Annotated in this window: 17 protein-coding genes; 5 read left to right on the top strand and 12 right to left on the bottom strand. The window is 64.1% G+C overall.

Going from position 1 to position 17,076, the window contains the following annotated elements:
• The 4 genes from ACOZK4_RS18865 to ACOZK4_RS18850 all read right to left on the bottom strand — a co-directional run.
• On the bottom strand, nucleotides 1–883 hold an 883-nt coding region (locus ACOZK4_RS18865; RefSeq protein ID WP_421593202.1), incomplete at its 3' end, for a branched-chain amino acid ABC transporter permease.
• A 22-nt stretch (nucleotides 884–905) separates the two neighbouring features.
• Nucleotides 906–1,640, bottom strand: coding sequence for an ABC transporter ATP-binding protein (locus ACOZK4_RS18860; RefSeq protein ID WP_313529538.1), 735 nt, complete (start codon nucleotides 1,638–1,640; stop codon nucleotides 906–908).
• Nucleotides 1,641–1,728: 88 nt separating this feature from the next.
• On the bottom strand, nucleotides 1,729–2,883 hold the full coding sequence (locus tag ACOZK4_RS18855; protein WP_421593201.1) for an ABC transporter substrate-binding protein: 1,155 nt from the start codon (nucleotides 2,881–2,883) through the stop codon (nucleotides 1,729–1,731).
• Between the two features lie 19 nt (nucleotides 2,884–2,902).
• Nucleotides 2,903–4,777, bottom strand: a complete 1,875-nt coding sequence (locus tag ACOZK4_RS18850; protein WP_421593200.1) for a branched-chain amino acid ABC transporter ATP-binding protein/permease — start codon at nucleotides 4,775–4,777, stop codon at nucleotides 2,903–2,905.
• 166 nt (nucleotides 4,778–4,943) lie between these two features.
• On the opposite strand from ACOZK4_RS18850, the gene ACOZK4_RS18845 reads away from it, so the two are divergent.
• From ACOZK4_RS18845 to ACOZK4_RS18825, 5 genes are read left to right on the top strand one after another with little or no spacing between them, the layout of a single operon-like run.
• Nucleotides 4,944–5,825, top strand: coding sequence for a MurR/RpiR family transcriptional regulator (locus ACOZK4_RS18845; RefSeq protein ID WP_421593199.1), 882 nt, complete (start codon nucleotides 4,944–4,946; stop codon nucleotides 5,823–5,825).
• Between the two features lie 43 nt (nucleotides 5,826–5,868).
• Nucleotides 5,869–6,531: an isochorismatase family cysteine hydrolase gene (locus ACOZK4_RS18840; RefSeq protein WP_421593198.1), complete on the top strand. Its 663-nt coding sequence runs from the start codon at nucleotides 5,869–5,871 to the stop codon at nucleotides 6,529–6,531.
• A 21-nt stretch (nucleotides 6,532–6,552) separates the two neighbouring features.
• On the top strand, nucleotides 6,553–7,899 hold the full coding sequence (locus ACOZK4_RS18835) for a glutamine synthetase family protein (RefSeq protein WP_421593197.1): 1,347 nt from the start codon (nucleotides 6,553–6,555) through the stop codon (nucleotides 7,897–7,899).
• Nucleotides 7,900–7,910: 11 nt separating this feature from the next.
• On the top strand, nucleotides 7,911–8,729 hold the full coding sequence (locus ACOZK4_RS18830; protein ID WP_421593196.1) for an N-formylglutamate amidohydrolase: 819 nt from the start codon (nucleotides 7,911–7,913) through the stop codon (nucleotides 8,727–8,729).
• Nucleotides 8,729–10,039 (top strand): aspartate aminotransferase family protein, encoded by a 1,311-nt coding sequence (locus tag ACOZK4_RS18825; protein ID WP_421593195.1) that lies wholly within the window; start codon nucleotides 8,729–8,731, stop codon nucleotides 10,037–10,039. Before ACOZK4_RS18830 ends, ACOZK4_RS18825 begins: the two co-directional genes overlap by 1 nt.
• A gap of 90 nt (nucleotides 10,040–10,129) precedes the next feature.
• Here ACOZK4_RS18825 and doeB read toward each other — a convergent pair whose 3' ends face one another.
• The 8 genes from doeB to ehuB form a co-directional block, all read right to left on the bottom strand.
• Nucleotides 10,130–11,140 carry a N(2)-acetyl-L-2,4-diaminobutanoate deacetylase DoeB gene (gene doeB / locus ACOZK4_RS18820; RefSeq protein ID WP_421593194.1) on the bottom strand — a complete coding sequence of 337 codons (1,011 nt, stop codon included), beginning with the start codon at nucleotides 11,138–11,140 and terminating at the stop codon, nucleotides 10,130–10,132.
• Nucleotides 11,141–11,143: 3 nt separating this feature from the next.
• Complete coding sequence (gene doeA, locus ACOZK4_RS18815) at nucleotides 11,144–12,325, bottom strand: ectoine hydrolase DoeA (protein WP_421593193.1); 1,182 nt, start codon at nucleotides 12,323–12,325, stop codon at nucleotides 11,144–11,146.
• A gap of 34 nt (nucleotides 12,326–12,359) precedes the next feature.
• Entirely contained in the window at nucleotides 12,360–13,352 is a 993-nt protein-coding gene (eutC, locus tag ACOZK4_RS18810) for an ectoine utilization protein EutC (protein ID WP_421593192.1), read from the bottom strand.
• On the bottom strand, nucleotides 13,349–14,335 hold the full coding sequence (gene eutB, locus ACOZK4_RS18805) for a hydroxyectoine utilization dehydratase EutB (protein WP_421593310.1): 987 nt from the start codon (nucleotides 14,333–14,335) through the stop codon (nucleotides 13,349–13,351). The genes eutC and eutB overlap by 4 nt, the downstream gene beginning before the upstream one ends.
• Nucleotides 14,335–15,117 carry an ectoine utilization protein EutA gene (gene eutA / locus ACOZK4_RS18800; protein ID WP_421593191.1) on the bottom strand — a complete coding sequence of 261 codons (783 nt, stop codon included), beginning with the start codon at nucleotides 15,115–15,117 and terminating at the stop codon, nucleotides 14,335–14,337. The genes eutB and eutA overlap by 1 nt, the downstream gene beginning before the upstream one ends.
• The gene (gene ehuD / locus ACOZK4_RS18795; RefSeq protein WP_421593190.1) at nucleotides 15,117–15,779 is read right to left on the bottom strand and encodes an ectoine/hydroxyectoine ABC transporter permease subunit EhuD; all 663 of its coding nucleotides are present in this window, start codon (nucleotides 15,777–15,779) and stop codon (nucleotides 15,117–15,119) included. The genes eutA and ehuD overlap by 1 nt, the downstream gene beginning before the upstream one ends.
• A 2-nt stretch (nucleotides 15,780–15,781) precedes the next feature.
• Complete coding sequence (ehuC, locus tag ACOZK4_RS18790; protein WP_421593189.1) at nucleotides 15,782–16,441, bottom strand: ectoine/hydroxyectoine ABC transporter permease subunit EhuC; 660 nt, start codon at nucleotides 16,439–16,441, stop codon at nucleotides 15,782–15,784.
• Between the two features lie 73 nt (nucleotides 16,442–16,514).
• On the bottom strand, nucleotides 16,515–17,076 hold a 562-nt coding region (gene ehuB, locus ACOZK4_RS18785), incomplete at its 5' end, for an ectoine/hydroxyectoine ABC transporter substrate-binding protein EhuB (RefSeq protein ID WP_421593188.1).

Genomic DNA, 17,076 nt, shown 5'->3' with positions numbered 1-17,076 from the left:
GTTTCACGACCGTCTTGCGCGCGAGCAGACCCTGCGGCGCGAAGAGCAGGACGGCGATGACAAGGAGAATGGTAAAGGCATCACGATAGCTGAGCAGGCTTTCCGGCAGATAGGCCTGCAGGAAAACTTCGATGAAGCCGAGCAGGAAGCCGCCGGCAACCGCGCCCGAAAGGCTGCCGAGGCCGCCGATGATCGCCGCGATAAAGGCTTTGAGCACCGGCAGGAAGCCCATAAGCGGATCGACGCTGCCGCGCTGGGCCACCCAGAGAATGCCGGCGACGCCCGCCATGAGGCCGGAAATCGCAAAGGCGGTGGCGACGACGGCATTGGCGCGGATGCCCATCAGGCGAACTATAGCGAAATCCTCCGATGCCGCCCGCATGGCACGGCCCAGCACCGTGGTGCGCAGGAAGAGGTTGAGGCCGACCAGCATGATAACCGTGACGAGAATGGAAATCGCCTGGATGACGCCGATATGCAGGCCACCGATTTCGATCGTGCCGGACAGGCTCATCGGCATCGGCACCGGCTTCGGGCGGGCGGAAATGAAGTTCTGAAACAACACGCGCAGGATGGCGCTGACGGCGAAACTCGTCAGCAGCAGCGTCGTACCGCTCGCCCCGCGCACCGGGCGGAAGGCGATGCGTTCCATCAAGAGCACCAGCACGATCGCGACGATCAGGGCGAAGACGACGGCAAGGCCGAACGGCAGGCCAAAGAGGAGCGCAAAACACAGGCCGTATCCGGCAGCCGTCATCAACTCGCCATGCGCGAAATTGATGAGGCTCATGATCGAGAAGACCACGGCGAGGCCGAGCGCAAGCAGCGCATAGGTACCGCCGAGGCTAAGCGCATTGACCAGTTGCTGCAGGAACATGTCCATGGATGGTTTTCCTTCTTGCCGGTCACGCGCCGAGATAGGCGCCCTGGATTTCTGTGGAATTGCGCAGATCGGCCGCCGGACCTGAGAGCACGATGCGGCCGTTCGCCATGACATAGCCGGCGTCGGCGATCTCCAGCGACAGGGAGACGTTCTGCTCGACGAGCAGGATCGTCAGTCCGCGCTGACGCAGGCCGGCGATCAGCTCGAAAATCTGGTCGACGATCTGCGGGGCAAGACCGAGCGAGGGTTCGTCGAGCAGCAGGAGATCGGGCGAGGACATCATGGAACGGGCGATTGCCAGCATCTGCTGCTCGCCGCCGGAGAGCGATCCGGCCTTCTGATGCAGGCGCTCCTTGAGGATCGGAAAGCGCGACAGCATATCCTCGCGCACCACATCGATCTGCCCCCTGCCCTTGTGCATGGCCCCGCCGAGGAGAAGGTGTTCGTCGACTGTGAGGGTCGGGAAGATGCGGCGCCCTTCCGGCGTCAGCGTCATCCCCATGCGCACGATCATCTCGGGCGGCAAGGCGGAAATGTCCTTGCCGGCGAAGGTCACACGGCCGGCTTTCTTGGCGGCGAGGCCGACGAGCGCATTGAGCGTCGAGCTCTTGCCTGCACCATTGGCGCCAAGCAGCGTGACGATCTCTCCCTTGCGGACCTTGAGATCGACGCCCTTCAGCGCCTCGACCGGTCCATAGGCGACCTTGAGGCCGCTGACCTCGAGCAAGGGGGTCTCGTCGGAAATGTCACGCGTCATCGGGCAGATCCTCGCCGCGGCTCATCCGCCCCGGCCGACAGCAGGAAAACCGCCCTCCGGCCGGAGCCGGAGGGCATCGCTTGAAAAATCACGGCGCCGGAACGTCTTCGGCCGCCGGGACGCCCTGGCTGACCAGCGAGCGGTTGCCGCCCTCGATGCGCACCAGCGAGACGGAGCGCATCGGCATGCCCTGCGTGCCGACATAGCTGATCTTGCCGGTCACGCCCTCGACCCCGTCGAGCGATGCGATGGCCTCGCGGATAGCGATCGAATCGACGCTATCGGCCTTGGTGACGGCGGCCTCGATCACCTTGCCGAGGTCGTAGCCGTTGGCGATGTAGACGGTGTCCGGCTCCTGACCGAACTTTGCCTTGTACTTCTCGTTGAAGGCGGCGAGCGGGCTGCCTTCCGTCGCAAAGCCGGCCGTGGTGAAGACGACGCCGTCAACCAGCGGGCCGAGACCGAAGGTCGTCGGGGAATCGATACCGTCGCTGCCGAGGATCGGCGTGGTGACGCCCGCACCGCGCAGCTGGCGGATGAAGGCCGGGAAGTCGGGCTCGTAGGCGGCGGTCATGATGACGTCGGGCGCCGGGTTCAGCGCCTTGATCTTGGTGACTTCGGCGCTGAAGTCCTGTTGGCCCATGCTGTAGGTACCCTCACCGATCACCTCGCCACCCTTGCCCTTGAAGCTGGTGGCGAAATATTCCGGGAGCTTCAGCGTGTAGGCGGTGTCCGGCGACTTCACGACATAGGCGGTCTTGAAGCCCTTCTCCTTGGCATAGTTCGCCAGCACCGCGGCCTGGACATTGTCTGCCGGGTAGTTGCCGAACATGTAGTCACCGACAGCCAGTGGCATGGTCGGCGTCGTGGCGCAGAAGGAGAAGGCCGGGATCTGCACGGCCTGGGTAATCTGGCCGGCGGCGATCGACGGGTCGGCATCGCACGGCGTGATGAGGATCTTGATGCCTTCATCGACCAGTTCCTGCGCGACAAGCGCCGTCTGGGCGGCATCCGAGCGGGTATCCTTGGCAATCATCTTGATCGGGAATTTGCCTGCGATACCGCCCGCCGCGTTGATTTCGTCGACCGCCATTTGAAGACCTTTCAGCGAAGGCTGGTCGACGTAAGCGAGGGCGCCGGTCTGCGCAGTCGCGATCCCGACGACGAGATCTTCGGCAAGCACCGGGAAAGCGAGGGCGCCAAGCGCGGTGGACAAAAACAATGCCTTCAATGTCGTTTTCATTCTTATTCTCCTCTGGTGGTTATGCGGGCTTGCCGGCGGTGTGCGGATCGAGGTCCGGCACGACGGTGTCGATTTTTGCTGCGGTCTGCTGCGCGGCCGAACGGCGGCGGCCGATATAGGCTTCGATGACGGCGGGATTGGCCTGGATTTCCGCCGGCGTTCCGATGGCGATCTGCTGGCCCTTGTTGAGCACCACGACAACGTCGCAGAGCCGCATGATGAGCTTCAGGTCGTGTTCGACGACGAGGAGACCCAGGCGGTGCTTCGTGCGGATGCGATCGAGCACGGTCATCAATTCCTGCGTCTCGGCCGGGTTCATGCCGGCGGCGGGCTCGTCGAGCAGGAGGTAGCGGGGCTTCAGCGCCAGCGCACGGGCGATTTCCAGCCGCCGTTGCGCGCCGTAGGACAGTGTGCCGGCGAGCTGGCCCGCAACATCGACAAGGCCGACTTCGGCCAACGCTTCCCGTGCCAGATCAACCGGATCGCGTTCGCCCGCCACCGCGCTTGCGGCGACCATCACATTCTCGAGGACCGTGAGGTTCTTGAACAGGCGGATGTTCTGGAAGGTGCGGGCCAGGCCAGTGACCGGCACACGATGGACCGGGAGCGAGGCGACGTCGGTCCCGTCGATCATCACCCGGCCGGTCGACGGCGGCACGACGCCGGAGACACTGTTGATGAGCGTCGACTTGCCGGCGCCGTTCGGGCCGATCAGGCCGGTGACGAGACCAGGACGGATTTCGAAATCGGCCTTTTCCAGTGCGACCAGCCCGGAGAAGCGCTTGCCGACATTTTCGATACGCAAAGTGCCTGCTTCCCTGGGCATCGCTTGCACCGGCTGCTCGACCACCGGCTTTACGCCCCCGGCGGCAAGGCGCTTGAGGAACGGTACCTGCTCGTCGATTTCACGCACCCCGAGCAGGCCATCCTGAAGGCGGTACATGACGAGCAGGATGGCAAGGCCGATGCCGATATCGGTGAGGCCGAACACCGTGGGCAGCGACAGGAAGCCGAGATCAACGCCGCCCTCGAGTTTGCGCAGCATTTCCACGATCAGCATGATGACAGCAGAACCGACGACCGCGCCGGAAACGGTGGTGATGCCGCCGAGGATCAGCATGGCGAGCAGCATGAAGGTGAAGTTGAAATAGAAGTCCTTCGGCGAGAAGGCGCCGATGAAATGAGCAAACAGCACACCCGCGGCACCCGACAGAATCGCGCCAAGAACCCAGGCGAGGAAGCGGTGCAGCCGCACATTCACGCCGACGGCAGTCGAGGCGATCTCATCCTCCCGCGAGGCACGCAGTTTCATGCCGGCGGCACTGTCGCGATAGATACGGGCGATGGCGACCGCGAGAATGGCGAAGGGAAGCGCGACCCAGACGTTCACTGCGCGCGGAATGCCGAAGAAGGTCTGACTGCCGCGCGTAAAGTCGCTGGAGGCGACCATCACGACATGCACGATGACGAGGAAGCCGAGCGTGCAGATCGAGGCGGAGGAGCCGCCGAGCCGGGCGACCGGAATGCCGATGGCGACCGCCACCAGCGCGACGACGACGAGGGCGACGAGAAGTGCCGGCAGGAACGGCATGCCCCAACCCATCAGCCAGTCCGGCAGATGCGGCAACGCCGTCTTCTGCACGATCGGATTGATGGTCAGGAGGCCGGACGCATAGGCGCCGACGGCCATGAAGCCGACATTACCGAAGGAGATGATGCCTGAATTGCCGCTATAGACGCCGATGCCGATGACGGCGACCACATTGATCAGGAACAGCGTCACCAGCCGCTCCCCAGCGCCCGGAAAGAGGCCTTTCGCCACCAGGGCTGCGATCACCAGGGGAAGCACCGTCGCGACGATCCCGACGACGGTCCCGCGCCTTATGCGCACCATCAGCATTCTCCCGATTTGCGGCTTCGTTCGTCGAGCCTGTTCCCGCAACAAACGTTAATCGAGAAAACATATATGTCAATCTTGTTTCATTTTTTATTGTCTGCTAGCAAGAATGTAACAAAATTAAAATCGTGCTGCGAACGCCGATCAGAGGGGGAGGCAAGGAATGGCCATTCGAGACCGCCTGACGGACGGGGAAATCGCCTTCACCCGCGCTGAGCTCAAGATCGTGCGGCAGCTGCTGTCGAACTATCCGGCAGCCGGCCTCAACACGGTTGCGCATCTCGCCAGCGCCGCCGGCGTCAGCAACCCGACTGTCGTGCGTTTTGCCAACAAGCTCGGCTACGAGGGCTATCCGGAATTCCAGGCCGCTCTTCTTGGTGAGGTGCAGGAGCGGATGAGCTCGCCGCTCTCCATGCTCGACACGCGCAAGCCCTCGCTGGAGCAGGAGAATTTCTACCAGTATTTTATGCGCGCCAGCATTCATGCGCTGGAATCGTCGATGCAGATGCTGCCATCCGACGACTTCGAGGCTGCCATTGACGCCGCTGCCGACCTGAACATGCGGGTGCATTGTCTCGGCGGACGTTTCAGCGGTTTTCTCGCCGGTCTTCTCTGGTCGCACATGAAGCAGTTGCGGGGCGAAACACGATGGATCAACGGGTCTCAGGCCGATCAAGTCGACCAGCTGGTCGATCTCGGCAAGCGCGACGTGCTCTTCGTCTATGACTACAGACGCTACCAAATCGACACGATCCGCTTCGCAAAGCGGGCTGCAAAACAAGGCGCGCGCATCGTGCTTTTTACCGACCGTTGGGTCTCCCCGATCGCCGAATGCGCTTCCGTTACGTTGATGACGTCGGTCGATACGGTCTCGCCCTACGACACGATGGTACCCGCCATCGCCCAGACCGAAGCGCTGATCGCCGGCCTCACCGCCCGCATTGCCAGCCAGTCGCGCGGACGCATGGAACGTATGGAAGAGCTGCGCCGCAGCTACGGCATCACCGAGGACGCCTACCCGAACCCGGTCGAGAGCAGCAGATAGACTTTGCCTGAAGGGCAAACGGACACATCATTGGAGGGAAGATATGACTGCGATTGAAGTCCAATACGGCAAGGACCTGCTGCGCCGCGACAGTGCCTACGAAAGCGGCATGACCGCCCTGCTCTATGTCGATATGCAACGTATCTGGTGCGAGCCGAACCTCGACCCGACCCATCCGCAGGATGCCGACAGCTATTATCACCGCCGCCTGCGCGAAAAGGTCATTCCGAACCAGGTGCGCATTCTCGAAGCGGGCCGCAAGGCCGGCTGCAACGTGTTGCACACCATCATCGAAAGCCTGACGCTTGATGGCCGCGACCGCTCGCTCGATCACAAACTGTCCGACATGCATGTTCCCAAGGGTTCGCCTGAAGGCCAGGTGATCCCGGCGCTGGCGCCTGTCGATAACGAGATCGTTCTGCCGAAGACCTCGTCCGGCGTTTTCAATTCGACCAACATCGACTACGTCCTGCGTAACCTCAACACGCGCTACCTGATCATTGCCGGCGTCATCACAGATCAATGTGTCGATATGGCCGTGCGCGACGCCGCCGATCGCGGTTATCTGGTAACGGTCGTGGACGATGCCTGCGCCACCTACAGCCAGGAACGCCACGAGGCGGCGCTGCGCGCCTATTCCGGCTATTGCTGGATCACCGACACGCAGACCGTCATTAGCCGCCTTGCCGCGCTCGACCGCGCCTGATCGTTTCACAAGGGGATCACCATGAACGAGAGCAGCAACGGCAAAGCCTTCGCCGACCTGATGGAACTCGCGACCTTTGTCACGACTGATATTGCCGGCATTACCCGCGGCCGCAGCTTCGCGGCCGCCGAGGTCGAGGACTATCTGCGCAAGGGTGTAGGCTGGGTGCCGGCGAACCTCGCTTTGACGCCGTTCGATCTCATCGCCGACCCGAACCCCTGGGGCTCGGCCGGCGATCTGCGCCTGATGGCCGATCCCGCAAGTAAAGCCCGCGTCACCTGCCTGCCGGACGAGACGCCGCTGCACTTCTACCATTCCGATATCACCGACCTGAAGGGGGAGCCATGGGATTGCTGCGTGCGCAGCTTCCTCAAGGCGACGCTGGCAGACTTCGAGAAGGAAGCCGGTCTCAAGGTCATCAGCGCGGTCGAACAGGAATTCCAGGTCCTCGGTGCCGATTGGCCCGCAGCACCGGCCTTCGGCCTGCGCGCCCAGCGCCGCGCCGAACCCTTCGGATCCCTGCTGATGACCGCGCTGAAGGAAGCTGGGGCCGAGCCGGAAATGTTCCTGCCGGAATACGGCAAGGACCAGTTCGAAGTCACATGCCGCCCCGCCCCCGCACTCGTCGCCGCCGATCGCGGCGCGACGATCCGCGCCGTCACGCGCGAGGTCGCCGCCCTCTTCGGCTGGACCGCCAGCTTCGCGCCGAAAACCGACCCCGATGGCGTCGGCAACGGCGTGCACCTGCATGTCAGCTTCACCGACCTCGACGGCAATCCCGTCACCTTCGACGCGTCGCGCCCCGGCCGGCTTTCCAAGGTTGCCGGATCCTTCGCGGCAGGGGTCATCAAGCATCTGCCGGCGCTCGTCGCCTTCACGGCACCGTCCGTGCTCTCCTACATGCGCCTCGTGCCGCATCATTGGAGTGCCGCCTATACCTGCCTGGGTGAAAAGAACCGCGAGGCGACGCTGCGCATCTGCCCAACGCTCGACCTGCCCGGCAGCAACCCGGCAAGACAGTTCAACATGGAATACCGCGCCGCCGATGCCTGCGCGAGCCCGCACCTGTCGCTGGCCGTCGTGCTGCGTGCCGGCCTCGAGGGTATTCGCGCCGGGCTGGAACAGCCGCCGCTGATCAACACCGACCCGTCGGAATTCTCAGCCGATGAACAGGCAAGGCTCGGCATCCGCCGCCTACCGTCCAGCCTTTCCGAAGCGCTGGATACGCTTGCCGCCGATGACGTGGTGACCGGCTGGTTCTCGAAGGATTTCCTTGACTGCTATTTCGCCATGAAGCGCAAGGAGATCGAGATCGTGGAGGGGCTTTCGCCCGAAAACCTCTGCGCCCGCTACGCCACCGTCTATTGATTGGGCAGATCATGACCTCAAGCAATGTCATTCCCCATCCCGAGAACCGGTGGCGGCACGATCCGGCCCTGCCGCTGCTCGCCATCGACGAGCCGCCGCCCTATAGCGTGATCAATCCCGATGGGACCTCACCCTACCTGCTTCTTTGTGAACATGCGTCCAACCGTATCCCGAAGGCGCTGGGCGACCTCGGTCTGCCGGAGACGGAGCGCCGGCGCCACATCGCCTGGGATATCGGCGTCAACGCGCTCTCCCAGCATCTCAGCCGCATGCTCGATGCGCCGCTGTTCATGACGAACTATTCGCGGCTCGTCATCGACTGCAACCGCCCCCTCGGCGTCCCCTCGGCCATGCCCGAAATCAGCGAAACGACCAAGATCCCCGGCAATATCGGCCTGACGGAAGCTGAGAAGGCGCAGCGCATCGACACGTTGTTCACGCCCTATGCCGAGGCCGTCGCGAGACGGCTAGACCTGTTGCAGCAACAGGGCAAGCGCCCGATCGTCGTTGGGATCCATTCCTTCACGCCTGTTTATTTCGGCAAGCAACGCCCATGGCATGCCGGTATCCTCTATGGACAGGCAACCGGCTTCGGCCAAATGCTGGTCCGGGAACTCCAGGCGGAATCCGGCCTCACCATCGGCGACAACGAGCCTTACATCATCCATCGGGATGAGGACTATACGGTGCCCGTCCATGCAGACGCTCGCGGCCTGCCGGGTGCCCTCATCGAAGTGCGGCATGATCTGATCGACACGCTTTCCGGCGTCGGCGAATGGGGTGACAGGCTCACCCGCTGTTTCAAGGCGGCATTGCAGGAGCAGGGGTGATGGAGGACAGTCTCTACGACAGGGATGAAGCGGCCATCGGCACGCTGCAGAAGCTGCGCTTCTTCCCGCTTGCCATCAGCGGCGGAAAGGGTGCGCGGCTTGTGGAGGAGAATGGCCGCGAACTCATCGACCTCTCCGGCGCATGGGGCGCGGCGAGCCTCGGCTACGGCCATCCCGCCATCGTCGAGGCCGTCTCCACCGCCATCGCCAACCCTGCCGGCGCAAGCATCCTTTCCGCCTCGAACGCACCGGCCGTGGCGCTTGCCGAAAGGCTGCTGGCGCGTTTTCCCGGTCGCGGCAGGCACAAGGTCTGGTTCGGCCATTCCGGCTCCGATGCCAACGAAGCCGCCTATCGGGCGATCGTGAAGGCAACCGGCCGCACCGGCGTCATCGCCTTTGTCGGCGCCTATCATGGCTGCACCGTCGGCTCGATGGCATTTTCCGGCCACAGCGTTCAGGCCGGCGCAGCCAAGGCGGATGGGCTGATCCTTCTGCCCTACCCCGACCCCTACCGCCCCCATGAGGGCGATCCGACGGGCGATGCCATCCTCACGCTTCTCAAGGAGAAGCTGGCCTCGGTTCCGGCCGGCTCGATCGGTGCGGCCTTTATCGAGCCGATCCAGTCAGATGGCGGCTTGATCGTTCCTCCCGATGGTTTTTTGCGCAAGTTTGCGGATATCTGCCGCGCCCATGGCATTCTCGTCGTCTGCGACGAGGTGAAGGTGGGCCTTGCCCGCAGCGGCCGCCTGCATTGCTTCGACCACGAGGGCTTCGTGCCCGATATCCTGGTGCTCGGCAAAGGCCTCGGCGGCGGCTTGCCGCTCTCGGCCGTCATCGCACCGGCCGAGATCCTCGATTGCGCCAGTGCATTTGCCATGCAGACCCTGCATGGCAATCCGGTCTGCGCCGCCGCAGGCCTTGCCGTCCTCGAAACGATCGACCGCGAAGACCTTGCCGCAGGCGCGGAGCGCAAGGGAAAATTGCTGCGCGACGGTCTGGCGAGGCTTGCCGAACGCCACACCCTGATCGGCGACATTCGCGGCCGGGGCCTTGCCTGCGGCATCGAACTCGTGCTCGACCGCCAAACCCGCGCGCCGGCCCGTGCGGAGACCGCAAAGCTGATCTACCGCGCCTACGAACTCGGCGTCGTGCTTTATTATGTCGGCATGAACGGCAACGTCCTCGAAATGACCCCGCCGTTGACCATAACGGAGGACGAAATCCAGGATGCGCTCGGCCGTCTGGATCAAGCCCTGTCGGATTTGCCAAACGTTTCGAATGAAAAGCTCGCGCGATTTGCGGGGTGGTAGATAACGTTCCCGGCGAATAGCGGGCCTCAGCTTAATGCTGCGGCTCGCCATCACGCTATCCTTGGCGTTGGAGGGAACCGCGCAAGAGGCTCATGCCGTCACAACCGCTGCAAGCACGCCGACACAGTCGCCGGGCTTGACGAGACCGGGGAAATGGCGGGCCGCGAGGACGCCATCCATCTTTGCTCTGATCTCCAGCGCCTCCGCGCCGGTGCGGGCGACGGGATAGATGCGGGCCATCACATCACCGTTCCGTACCTGGTCCCCGAGATCAAAAAGCGGCTCGATCAGCCCGCCATCCTCGGCAAACGAGAAGCAGTTGCCGTCCGGCATGTCGAGCCAGGTGGTCCGCGCCGCCTCGACCGCTCCCTTCAGAATGCCCGCGGCCTTCAGCACGTTGGCGACACCCGCCTTGGCGATGCCGGCGCTCTTGGCCGTCGCCGTTCCGCCCCCGCCGAGCTCGGTGGTTATGAAGATTTTTCCCATCTCCTCCGCCGCCGTGTCGTACATGCCGACGGCATCGATCTCCAGCATCTTCATCGACCACGGCGCACCGAAGGCCTTAACGAGATCGAAGGCCTTCGCCTCCTGTGTCTTGTCGGGCAGGATATGGGCGGCGCAGAAGGGCAGGAAATCGAGCGTCTTTCCGCCCGAGTGGAAATCGAGCACGATATCGGCGAGCGGCAGCAGCGTGCGCTGGAAATAATCGGCGATCTTCGGGGTCACCGTGCCGTCCGGCGCGCCCGGAAAGCTGCGGTTCATGTTGCCCCTGTCGATCGGCGAGGTGCGCGTACCGGCAAGGAAGGCCGGATAATTCATCGCCGGCACGATGATGACGCGGCCGGACACATCCTCCGCTTTCAGCCGGCGGGCGAGATCGAAGAGCGCGATCGGCCCCTCATATTCGTCGCCGTGGTTGCCGCCGGTGAGAAGGGCCGTCGGCCCCTCCCCGTTTTTCACCACCGTCAGCGGAATCATCACTGAACCCCAGGCGGAATCATCCCGGCTGTAGGGCAGGCGCAGGAAGCCGTGCTGGACGCCATTGGCCGAAAAATCGACCGTGGCGCTGATCGGCGACGGACGAAGGTCATGGTCCCGCATGGCTCAATCCTTCACGAGAAGCTTGCGCGGTACATTGGCGAGGCATTCGACGCCGGTCTCGGTGATCAGGATGCTTTCCGTCGTCTCGAAACCCATGTCCTCCAGCCAAAGGCCCGTCATGAAATGGAAGGTCATGCCGGGCTTCAGCTCGCTCCTGTCGCCGGGGCGCAGGCTCATCGTGCGCTCGCCCCAGTCCGGCGGATAGGAGACGCCGATGCCGTAGCCCGTGCGGTTGTCCTTGACGATGCCGTATTTCTTGAGGACCGCGAAGAAGGCATTGGCGATGTCCTCGCAGGTGTTGCCGGGCTTTGCGACCGCAAGGCCCGCCTCCATGCCTTCCAGCGTCGCCTTCTCCGCATCGATGAAGGCCTGCGTCGGCTTGCCGAGGAAGACGGTGCGCGACAGCGGAACATGGTAGCGATTGTAGCAACCGGCGATCTCGAAGAACGTGCCCTCGCCGGATTTCATCGGCCGGTCGTCCCAGGTGAGATGCGGCGCAGAGGCTTCGACGCCCGAGGGAAGAAGCGGCACGATCGCCGGATAGTCGCCGCCGATACCATCGACGCCGCGCGTGCCGGCATCGTAGATTTCCGCCACGAGATCGCATTTGCGCATGCCGACCTCGATCTTATCGAAGATGCGCTCGTGCATCTTTTCGACGATGCGGGCGGCATTGCGCATATAGGTGATCTCGGTCGGGCTCTTCACTGCGCGCTGCCAGTTGACGAGCGCGGTGGCATCGACGAAGCGGGCGTTCGGCAGGTGTTTCGTGAGCGATGCGAAGGCAGCGGCCGAGAACCAGTAATTGTCCATCTCGACGCCGATCGTCAGCTTGTCGAGACCGCGTTCCGTCAGCTTGGCCGAAAGATAATCCATCGGGTGGCGCTCGGTGGACTGCACGTAATGGTCGGGGTAGCCGATGATGTTCTCGTGCTTCAGATAGGCGGTGAACTTCGCGCCGATGGCATCCTGGCCGCGGCCATACCAGATCGGCTCACCCGTCGGCGGCACCACGACGCACTGGTGCACGTAGAAGGACCAGCCGTCATAACCCGTCAGCCAGTTCATGTTCGACGGGTCGCTGCAGATCAGCACGTCGATGCCCTTGGCTTCCATTGCCTTCCGCGTTTTTTGAAGACGCGCTTCATATTCCGGAAGTGAGAACTTCAGGTTCGCTTGTTTCATCGGTTTTTCCTCTATACCCGGCGAAAAGCCGGTCTCAACTCTCGAAGGTCGTGCCGGCGCCTGCCGCTGCCGCGCGGGCGGCGGCAAGGGTTGCGATGGCCGTGTCCTGGATGCCCGTGCCGGTGAGATCCGCCACGGTGATCTGCTCGGGGCCGCTGCGGCCCGGTTTGCGCCCGGCGACGATCTCGCCGAGTTCGGGGAAGCCCATGCCCTCGGTTACGAGGCCGGCTTCGATGGCGTGATGCAGCTCGCCGAGACGGCGGGTTTGCTTCAGGCTGTCGGCGACATAGAGCCCGGCGCCGGTGATGACCGCCGGCTCGATCTCGTTCTTGTGCTCGGCATCCGAGCCCATGGCCGTGACGTGCTGGCCGGGCTGGAGCCATTCGGCCCGGAGCACCGGCGTTTCCGACGGCGTCGTGGTGACCACGATGTCGGCCCCATCGACCGCCGCGCGTCCATCCGTCTTCGCATGGACAGGAAAGCCGAGCTTCAGCGTCAGCTCCGCGGCAACTGCCTCGGCCTTCGCCGCGTCGCGGGCCCAGATGCGCGCTTCGCGGATGGGGCGCACGAGGCTCAGCGCTTCCAGTTGCAGCTTCGCCTGCATGCCCGCGCCGAAGATGGCGGCCACGCTGGCGTCCGGGCGCGCGAGATAACGCGCCGCGACGGCACCGGCGGCGGCCGTGCGCACATCCGTCAAGTAACCATTGTCGAGCAGCACCGCCTGCACGAGGCCGGTTTTTGTCGAGAACAGCACCATAAGCCCGTTCGTGCTCGGCAGGCCGATGGCCGGGTTGTTGAAAAAGCCGGGGCTGATCTTGATGGCAAAACCATCGAGGCCCGGAACGTAGGCGGTCTTCACGTCCACCTCCGCGCGCTGCTCCGGCATGTCGAGCCGCAGGATCGGCGGCATGACGACGGCCTTGGTGGCGAGCGCGTGGAAGGCGTCCTCGACGCAGGCGATGGCTTCGAGATCGAGCGGCACAATGCGCCGGAGTTCCGCTTCGGTCAGGATCTTCATCTTCGTCATGCCGCGTCCTCGCCATTCATGACCCGCTGGTGCAGGCCCATATCCACATTGCGGCCGGACAGGATGACGGCCACCGGGCCTTCCAGCCGGCCGAGCCGGCGGGCCAGCAGCGCCGCGATACCGACCGCGCCTGCCCCCTCGATCACCTCGCGCTCCTCAGCATAGGCGTGCCGCATGCCGGCTGCGATCTCGGCTTCGGAAAGCAGGATCACATCGTCGAGCAGAGCGCGGCACATGGGGAAGGTCACGGCATTGTCGAGCCCGATGCCGCCGCCGAGCGAATCTGCCAGGCTCGCCACCTCTTCGACCTGCACTGGCCGGCCCGCATCGAGGCTCGCCTTCATCGCCGCGCCGCGTTCCATGGTGAGGCCGATGACGCGCGTCTTCGGCGAACGACCCTTGACCGCCGCCGCGACGCCCGCTGCCAGCCCGCCGCCGGAGAGCGGCACGAGCACGGTCGCGACTTCAGGCATGGCCTCGACGATTTCCAGCCCGAGCGTGCCCTGCCCGGCAACGACCGCCGGGTTGTCGAAGGGCGGCACCATGACGAGGCCGTCTTCGGCGACCAACCGCTCCACCTCCACCTGCGCCTCGTCCTGCGACCGGCCGACGATGCGGACATCTGCGCCGAGCCGGCGAATTTCCGAAACCTTGTTCTCCGGCACTAGCCGGGACATGCAGATCGTCGCGACCGAGCTTTCGGCCTTGGCCGCATGGGCGAGCGCGCGGCCATGATTGCCCGTCGAGGCCGCCACGACGCCCCGCGCACGCTTTTCCGGCGAAAGCGAGAGCACCGCATTGGTCGCACCCCGCAACTTGAAGCTGCCGGTCGTCTGATGGTGTTCGAGTTTCAGGCCGACCGGCACGCCCAGGCGCTCGGACAAGACTGAGGAGAGAACGAACGGCGTGCGCAGGATGCGACCCTCGATGCGGCGGGCCGCCTGCTCGATATCCGCCACTGTTACCGGAAGGCGCGCATCCATCATGGTGCAGCACCCGGATAAGCGAGCGTCATCAGCCGGCCGAATTCCGGCCGTGGCGCTTCGTCGCCGCACAGGCGCAGGCAGGCCCAGGCGGTGGCAAGGTTGCTGGTGACGACAGGTTTGCCGATGGCGGCCTCGATGTCGGCCGCGACGCCGGCCGCGCGAACGGCCGTGCAGGAGATGAAGAGCGCATCGGAATCGGGTGCCATGGCCTCCTTCGCGAAGGCGACGATGTCTGCCGGCGCAATCCGCGCCATGTCCCGGTCGTCGGAGAGGCCGAGGCAGGTGAAGCGGGCGATGTGGAAGCCGAGCGCGTGGAAATAGTCGGCCATCGGCCGGCTGGTTTCGAGTGTGTAGGGCGTGAGTATGGAAATGCGCCGGGCGCCAAAGGCCTTGAGGCCGGATACGGCAGCTGCCGTGGGCGTGACGACGGCGGCTGCCGGCTTGGCGGCCGTCACTGCGGCCTTCACTTGCGCATCGCCGATGACGACCGAGGCCGACGTGCAGGAATACATCACGACGTCGAGCGGCTCGTCCGGCAGGATGAGCGCAGCACCGGATGTCAGCGAAGGCTGCATGGCGCGCAGGTTTTCCGGCGTCACGGGGTTGGCATAGGGAATGCGGGTCGCATAGACGCCGATCCTGTCGCTTGCCACCATGCGCTGGAAATCAACCTCCGTCGTGTGATCGGTCGCCAGGATGATCAGGCCGACGCGCTTTTCCAGCGGGCGGTCGTCGAGCTTTGGCGCCCGTGTGGCGAGGGTGAGATCGAGGGTCTGCATCAGCGTTCCTCCACGCGGGCATAGCGTTCTTCCAACCAGCGCAGGAAGACGACGGAGATCAGGCTCATGATCAGGAAGAAGACGCCCACCATGGTCATCGGCTCGATGTAGCGGTAGCTGCTGTTGGCAACACTCTTGGCCTGGTTCATCAGCTCCAGCACCGTGATGGCCGAGAGCAAGGGCGTCTCTTTAAACATGGCGATGAGATAGTTGGCGAGGGCGGGGATCATCGGCGGAAGGGCCTGCGGCAGGATCACATGGATCCAGGTCTGCCGGCCGGTAAGGTTGGTCGCCTTAGCCGCCTCCCACTGTCCGCGCGGCACGTTCTCGATGCCGGCGCGGTAAACCTCGGCCGCATAGGTGCCGTAGTGCACGCCGAGCCCGATGACGCCGGCCAAGAGCGCCGGCAGGCGGATGCCGATATCCGGCAGCACGTAGAAGATGAAATAGAGTTGCACGAGCAACGGCGTGCCGCGAATGAACTCGACGACGAAGCTTGTGGCCCGCGCGATCGGCTTCGGCGCGGTCATGCGCAGAATGGCGAAGAGAAGGCCGACAACGGCAGCAACGGCAGCACCGAGCACGGTCGCCAGAAGGGTGATCTTAAGCCCCTCGAGGAGAGTCGGCATGATTTGCCAGACGAAATTCCAGTCCCATTCCATCGTCAGGTCCTCATGCCGTCGAGGCCGCGGGTGACGCGGCGTTCCAGCCAGCGCATGCCGGTGGAGATGGCCAGCGCCATCAGGAAATAGAGCACGAGAATGACCGCGAAGGGGATCAGCGTGCTGCCGGTCTGGGCGCGTACGACCTGTGCCTGGAAGGTCATGTCGGTCAGCGAGATCAGCGAGACGACGGCCGTGCCCTTCAGGAGCTCGATCGCATTGTTGCCGAAGGTCGGCAGCATCAGCGGCAAAGCCTGCGGCAGGATGACATGACGCATCGCCTGGCCGCGCGTCAGGTTGAGCGCGATGCACGCCTCGCGCTGCTCGCGGCCGATCGCCTTTACCGCGCCGCGCACCACCTCCGCCCCGTAGGCGCCGACATTGAGCCCCAGCGCCAGCACACCGGCCTGAAGCGGCGACAGCGTGACGCCGGCAAAGGGCAGCACGAAATAGACCCAGAAGAGCTGCACGAAGATCGAGGTGCCGCGGAAGAACTCGATATAGGTGGTGGCAAGCGCACGCACCGCCAAGAAGCGACTGACGCGGCCAAGGCCGGCAAGAAACGCCATGATCACGGCAAGCACCGAGCCCATCACGGTAAGCTGAAGCGTTACGAGCGCGCCTTGCAGGATCAGCCCTATATAGCCGGACCAGTCAGTCATCGTCTTCCCGTTCAAGTGTGGATCAAGCAGCCCTCTCCCTTTGACAAGGGAGAGGACGAGATGGAGATCGCGCTCACTTCGCCGCGCAGAGCTTGTCGCGCGTCGTCGACATCGCGGCTGCGGCCGAGAAACCGTAGGGCTCTATGATCTTGGCGAACTCACCACTTTCCTTCAGCTTGGCGAGTTCGACGTCGAAGGCATCGCGCAGGGCCTCATCGCCCTTCTTGAAGGCCGCACCATCGCAATAGACAGGCGCTCCTTCAACCGGGGCCACGACCTCGATCTCTGGATCATTCGCCTTGGCGACGAGATCGTTGATGGAGAGGACAGGGAGAGAATAGGCATCGATGCGGCCATCCTGCAGCATCTTCAGACCACTCTGGCCATCCGGCACGACGATGACGCGGTCACGCGGCACGCCAGCTTCGAGCGCCAGTTTCTCTTCCGTGCCGCCGCCCGGCGCGCCGATCTTGGCGTCCGGATTGTCGGCGATGTCCTTGTAGCTCTTCAGCTTGAGCGGGTTGCCCTTCTTGAGTGCAAAGGCTTCCGCGTCGCAGAGGATCGGTTCGGAATAGGCGACGGCCGCGCAGCGCTCCGGCTTCATGAAAAGGCCAGCCGTGATGACGTCGTGGCGG

The sequence above is a fragment of the Shinella sp. M27 genome, assembly GCF_049199905.1.
Classification (GTDB): domain Bacteria; phylum Pseudomonadota; class Alphaproteobacteria; order Rhizobiales; family Rhizobiaceae; genus Shinella.
Note: the sequence above shows the minus strand (reverse complement) of the source record. Positions and strands in the feature narration are given on the sequence as shown.

Bases quoted from the DNA above. Each gene is read 5' to 3' on its own strand.
- ehuD (WP_421593190.1), bottom strand. From the start codon at position 15,779: ATGGAATGGGACTGGAATTTCGTCTGGCAAATCATGCCGACTCTCCTC.
- ACOZK4_RS18840 (WP_421593198.1), top strand. From the start codon at position 5,869: ATGACTGCGATTGAAGTCCAATACGGCAAGGACCTGCTGCGCCGCGAC.
- ACOZK4_RS18835 (WP_421593197.1), top strand. From the start codon at position 6,553: ATGAACGAGAGCAGCAACGGCAAAGCCTTCGCCGACCTGATGGAACTC.
- doeA (WP_421593193.1), bottom strand. From the start codon at position 12,325: ATGAAACAAGCGAACCTGAAGTTCTCACTTCCGGAATATGAAGCGCGT.
- eutA (WP_421593191.1), bottom strand. From the start codon at position 15,117: ATGCAGACCCTCGATCTCACCCTCGCCACACGGGCGCCAAAGCTCGAC.
- ACOZK4_RS18855 (WP_421593201.1), bottom strand. From the start codon at position 2,883: ATGAAAACGACATTGAAGGCATTGTTTTTGTCCACCGCGCTTGGCGCC.
- ACOZK4_RS18830 (WP_421593196.1), top strand. From the start codon at position 7,911: ATGACCTCAAGCAATGTCATTCCCCATCCCGAGAACCGGTGGCGGCAC.
- doeB (WP_421593194.1), bottom strand. From the start codon at position 11,140: ATGCGGGACCATGACCTTCGTCCGTCGCCGATCAGCGCCACGGTCGAT.
- eutC (WP_421593192.1), bottom strand. From the start codon at position 13,352: ATGACGAAGATGAAGATCCTGACCGAAGCGGAACTCCGGCGCATTGTG.
- ACOZK4_RS18850 (WP_421593200.1), bottom strand. From the start codon at position 4,777: ATGGTGCGCATAAGGCGCGGGACCGTCGTCGGGATCGTCGCGACGGTG.
- ACOZK4_RS18825 (WP_421593195.1), top strand. From the start codon at position 8,729: ATGGAGGACAGTCTCTACGACAGGGATGAAGCGGCCATCGGCACGCTG.
- ACOZK4_RS18845 (WP_421593199.1), top strand. From the start codon at position 4,944: ATGGCCATTCGAGACCGCCTGACGGACGGGGAAATCGCCTTCACCCGC.
- eutB (WP_421593310.1), bottom strand. From the start codon at position 14,335: ATGGATGCGCGCCTTCCGGTAACAGTGGCGGATATCGAGCAGGCGGCC.
- ehuC (WP_421593189.1), bottom strand. From the start codon at position 16,441: ATGACTGACTGGTCCGGCTATATAGGGCTGATCCTGCAAGGCGCGCTC.
- ACOZK4_RS18860 (WP_313529538.1), bottom strand. From the start codon at position 1,640: ATGACGCGTGACATTTCCGACGAGACCCCCTTGCTCGAGGTCAGCGGC.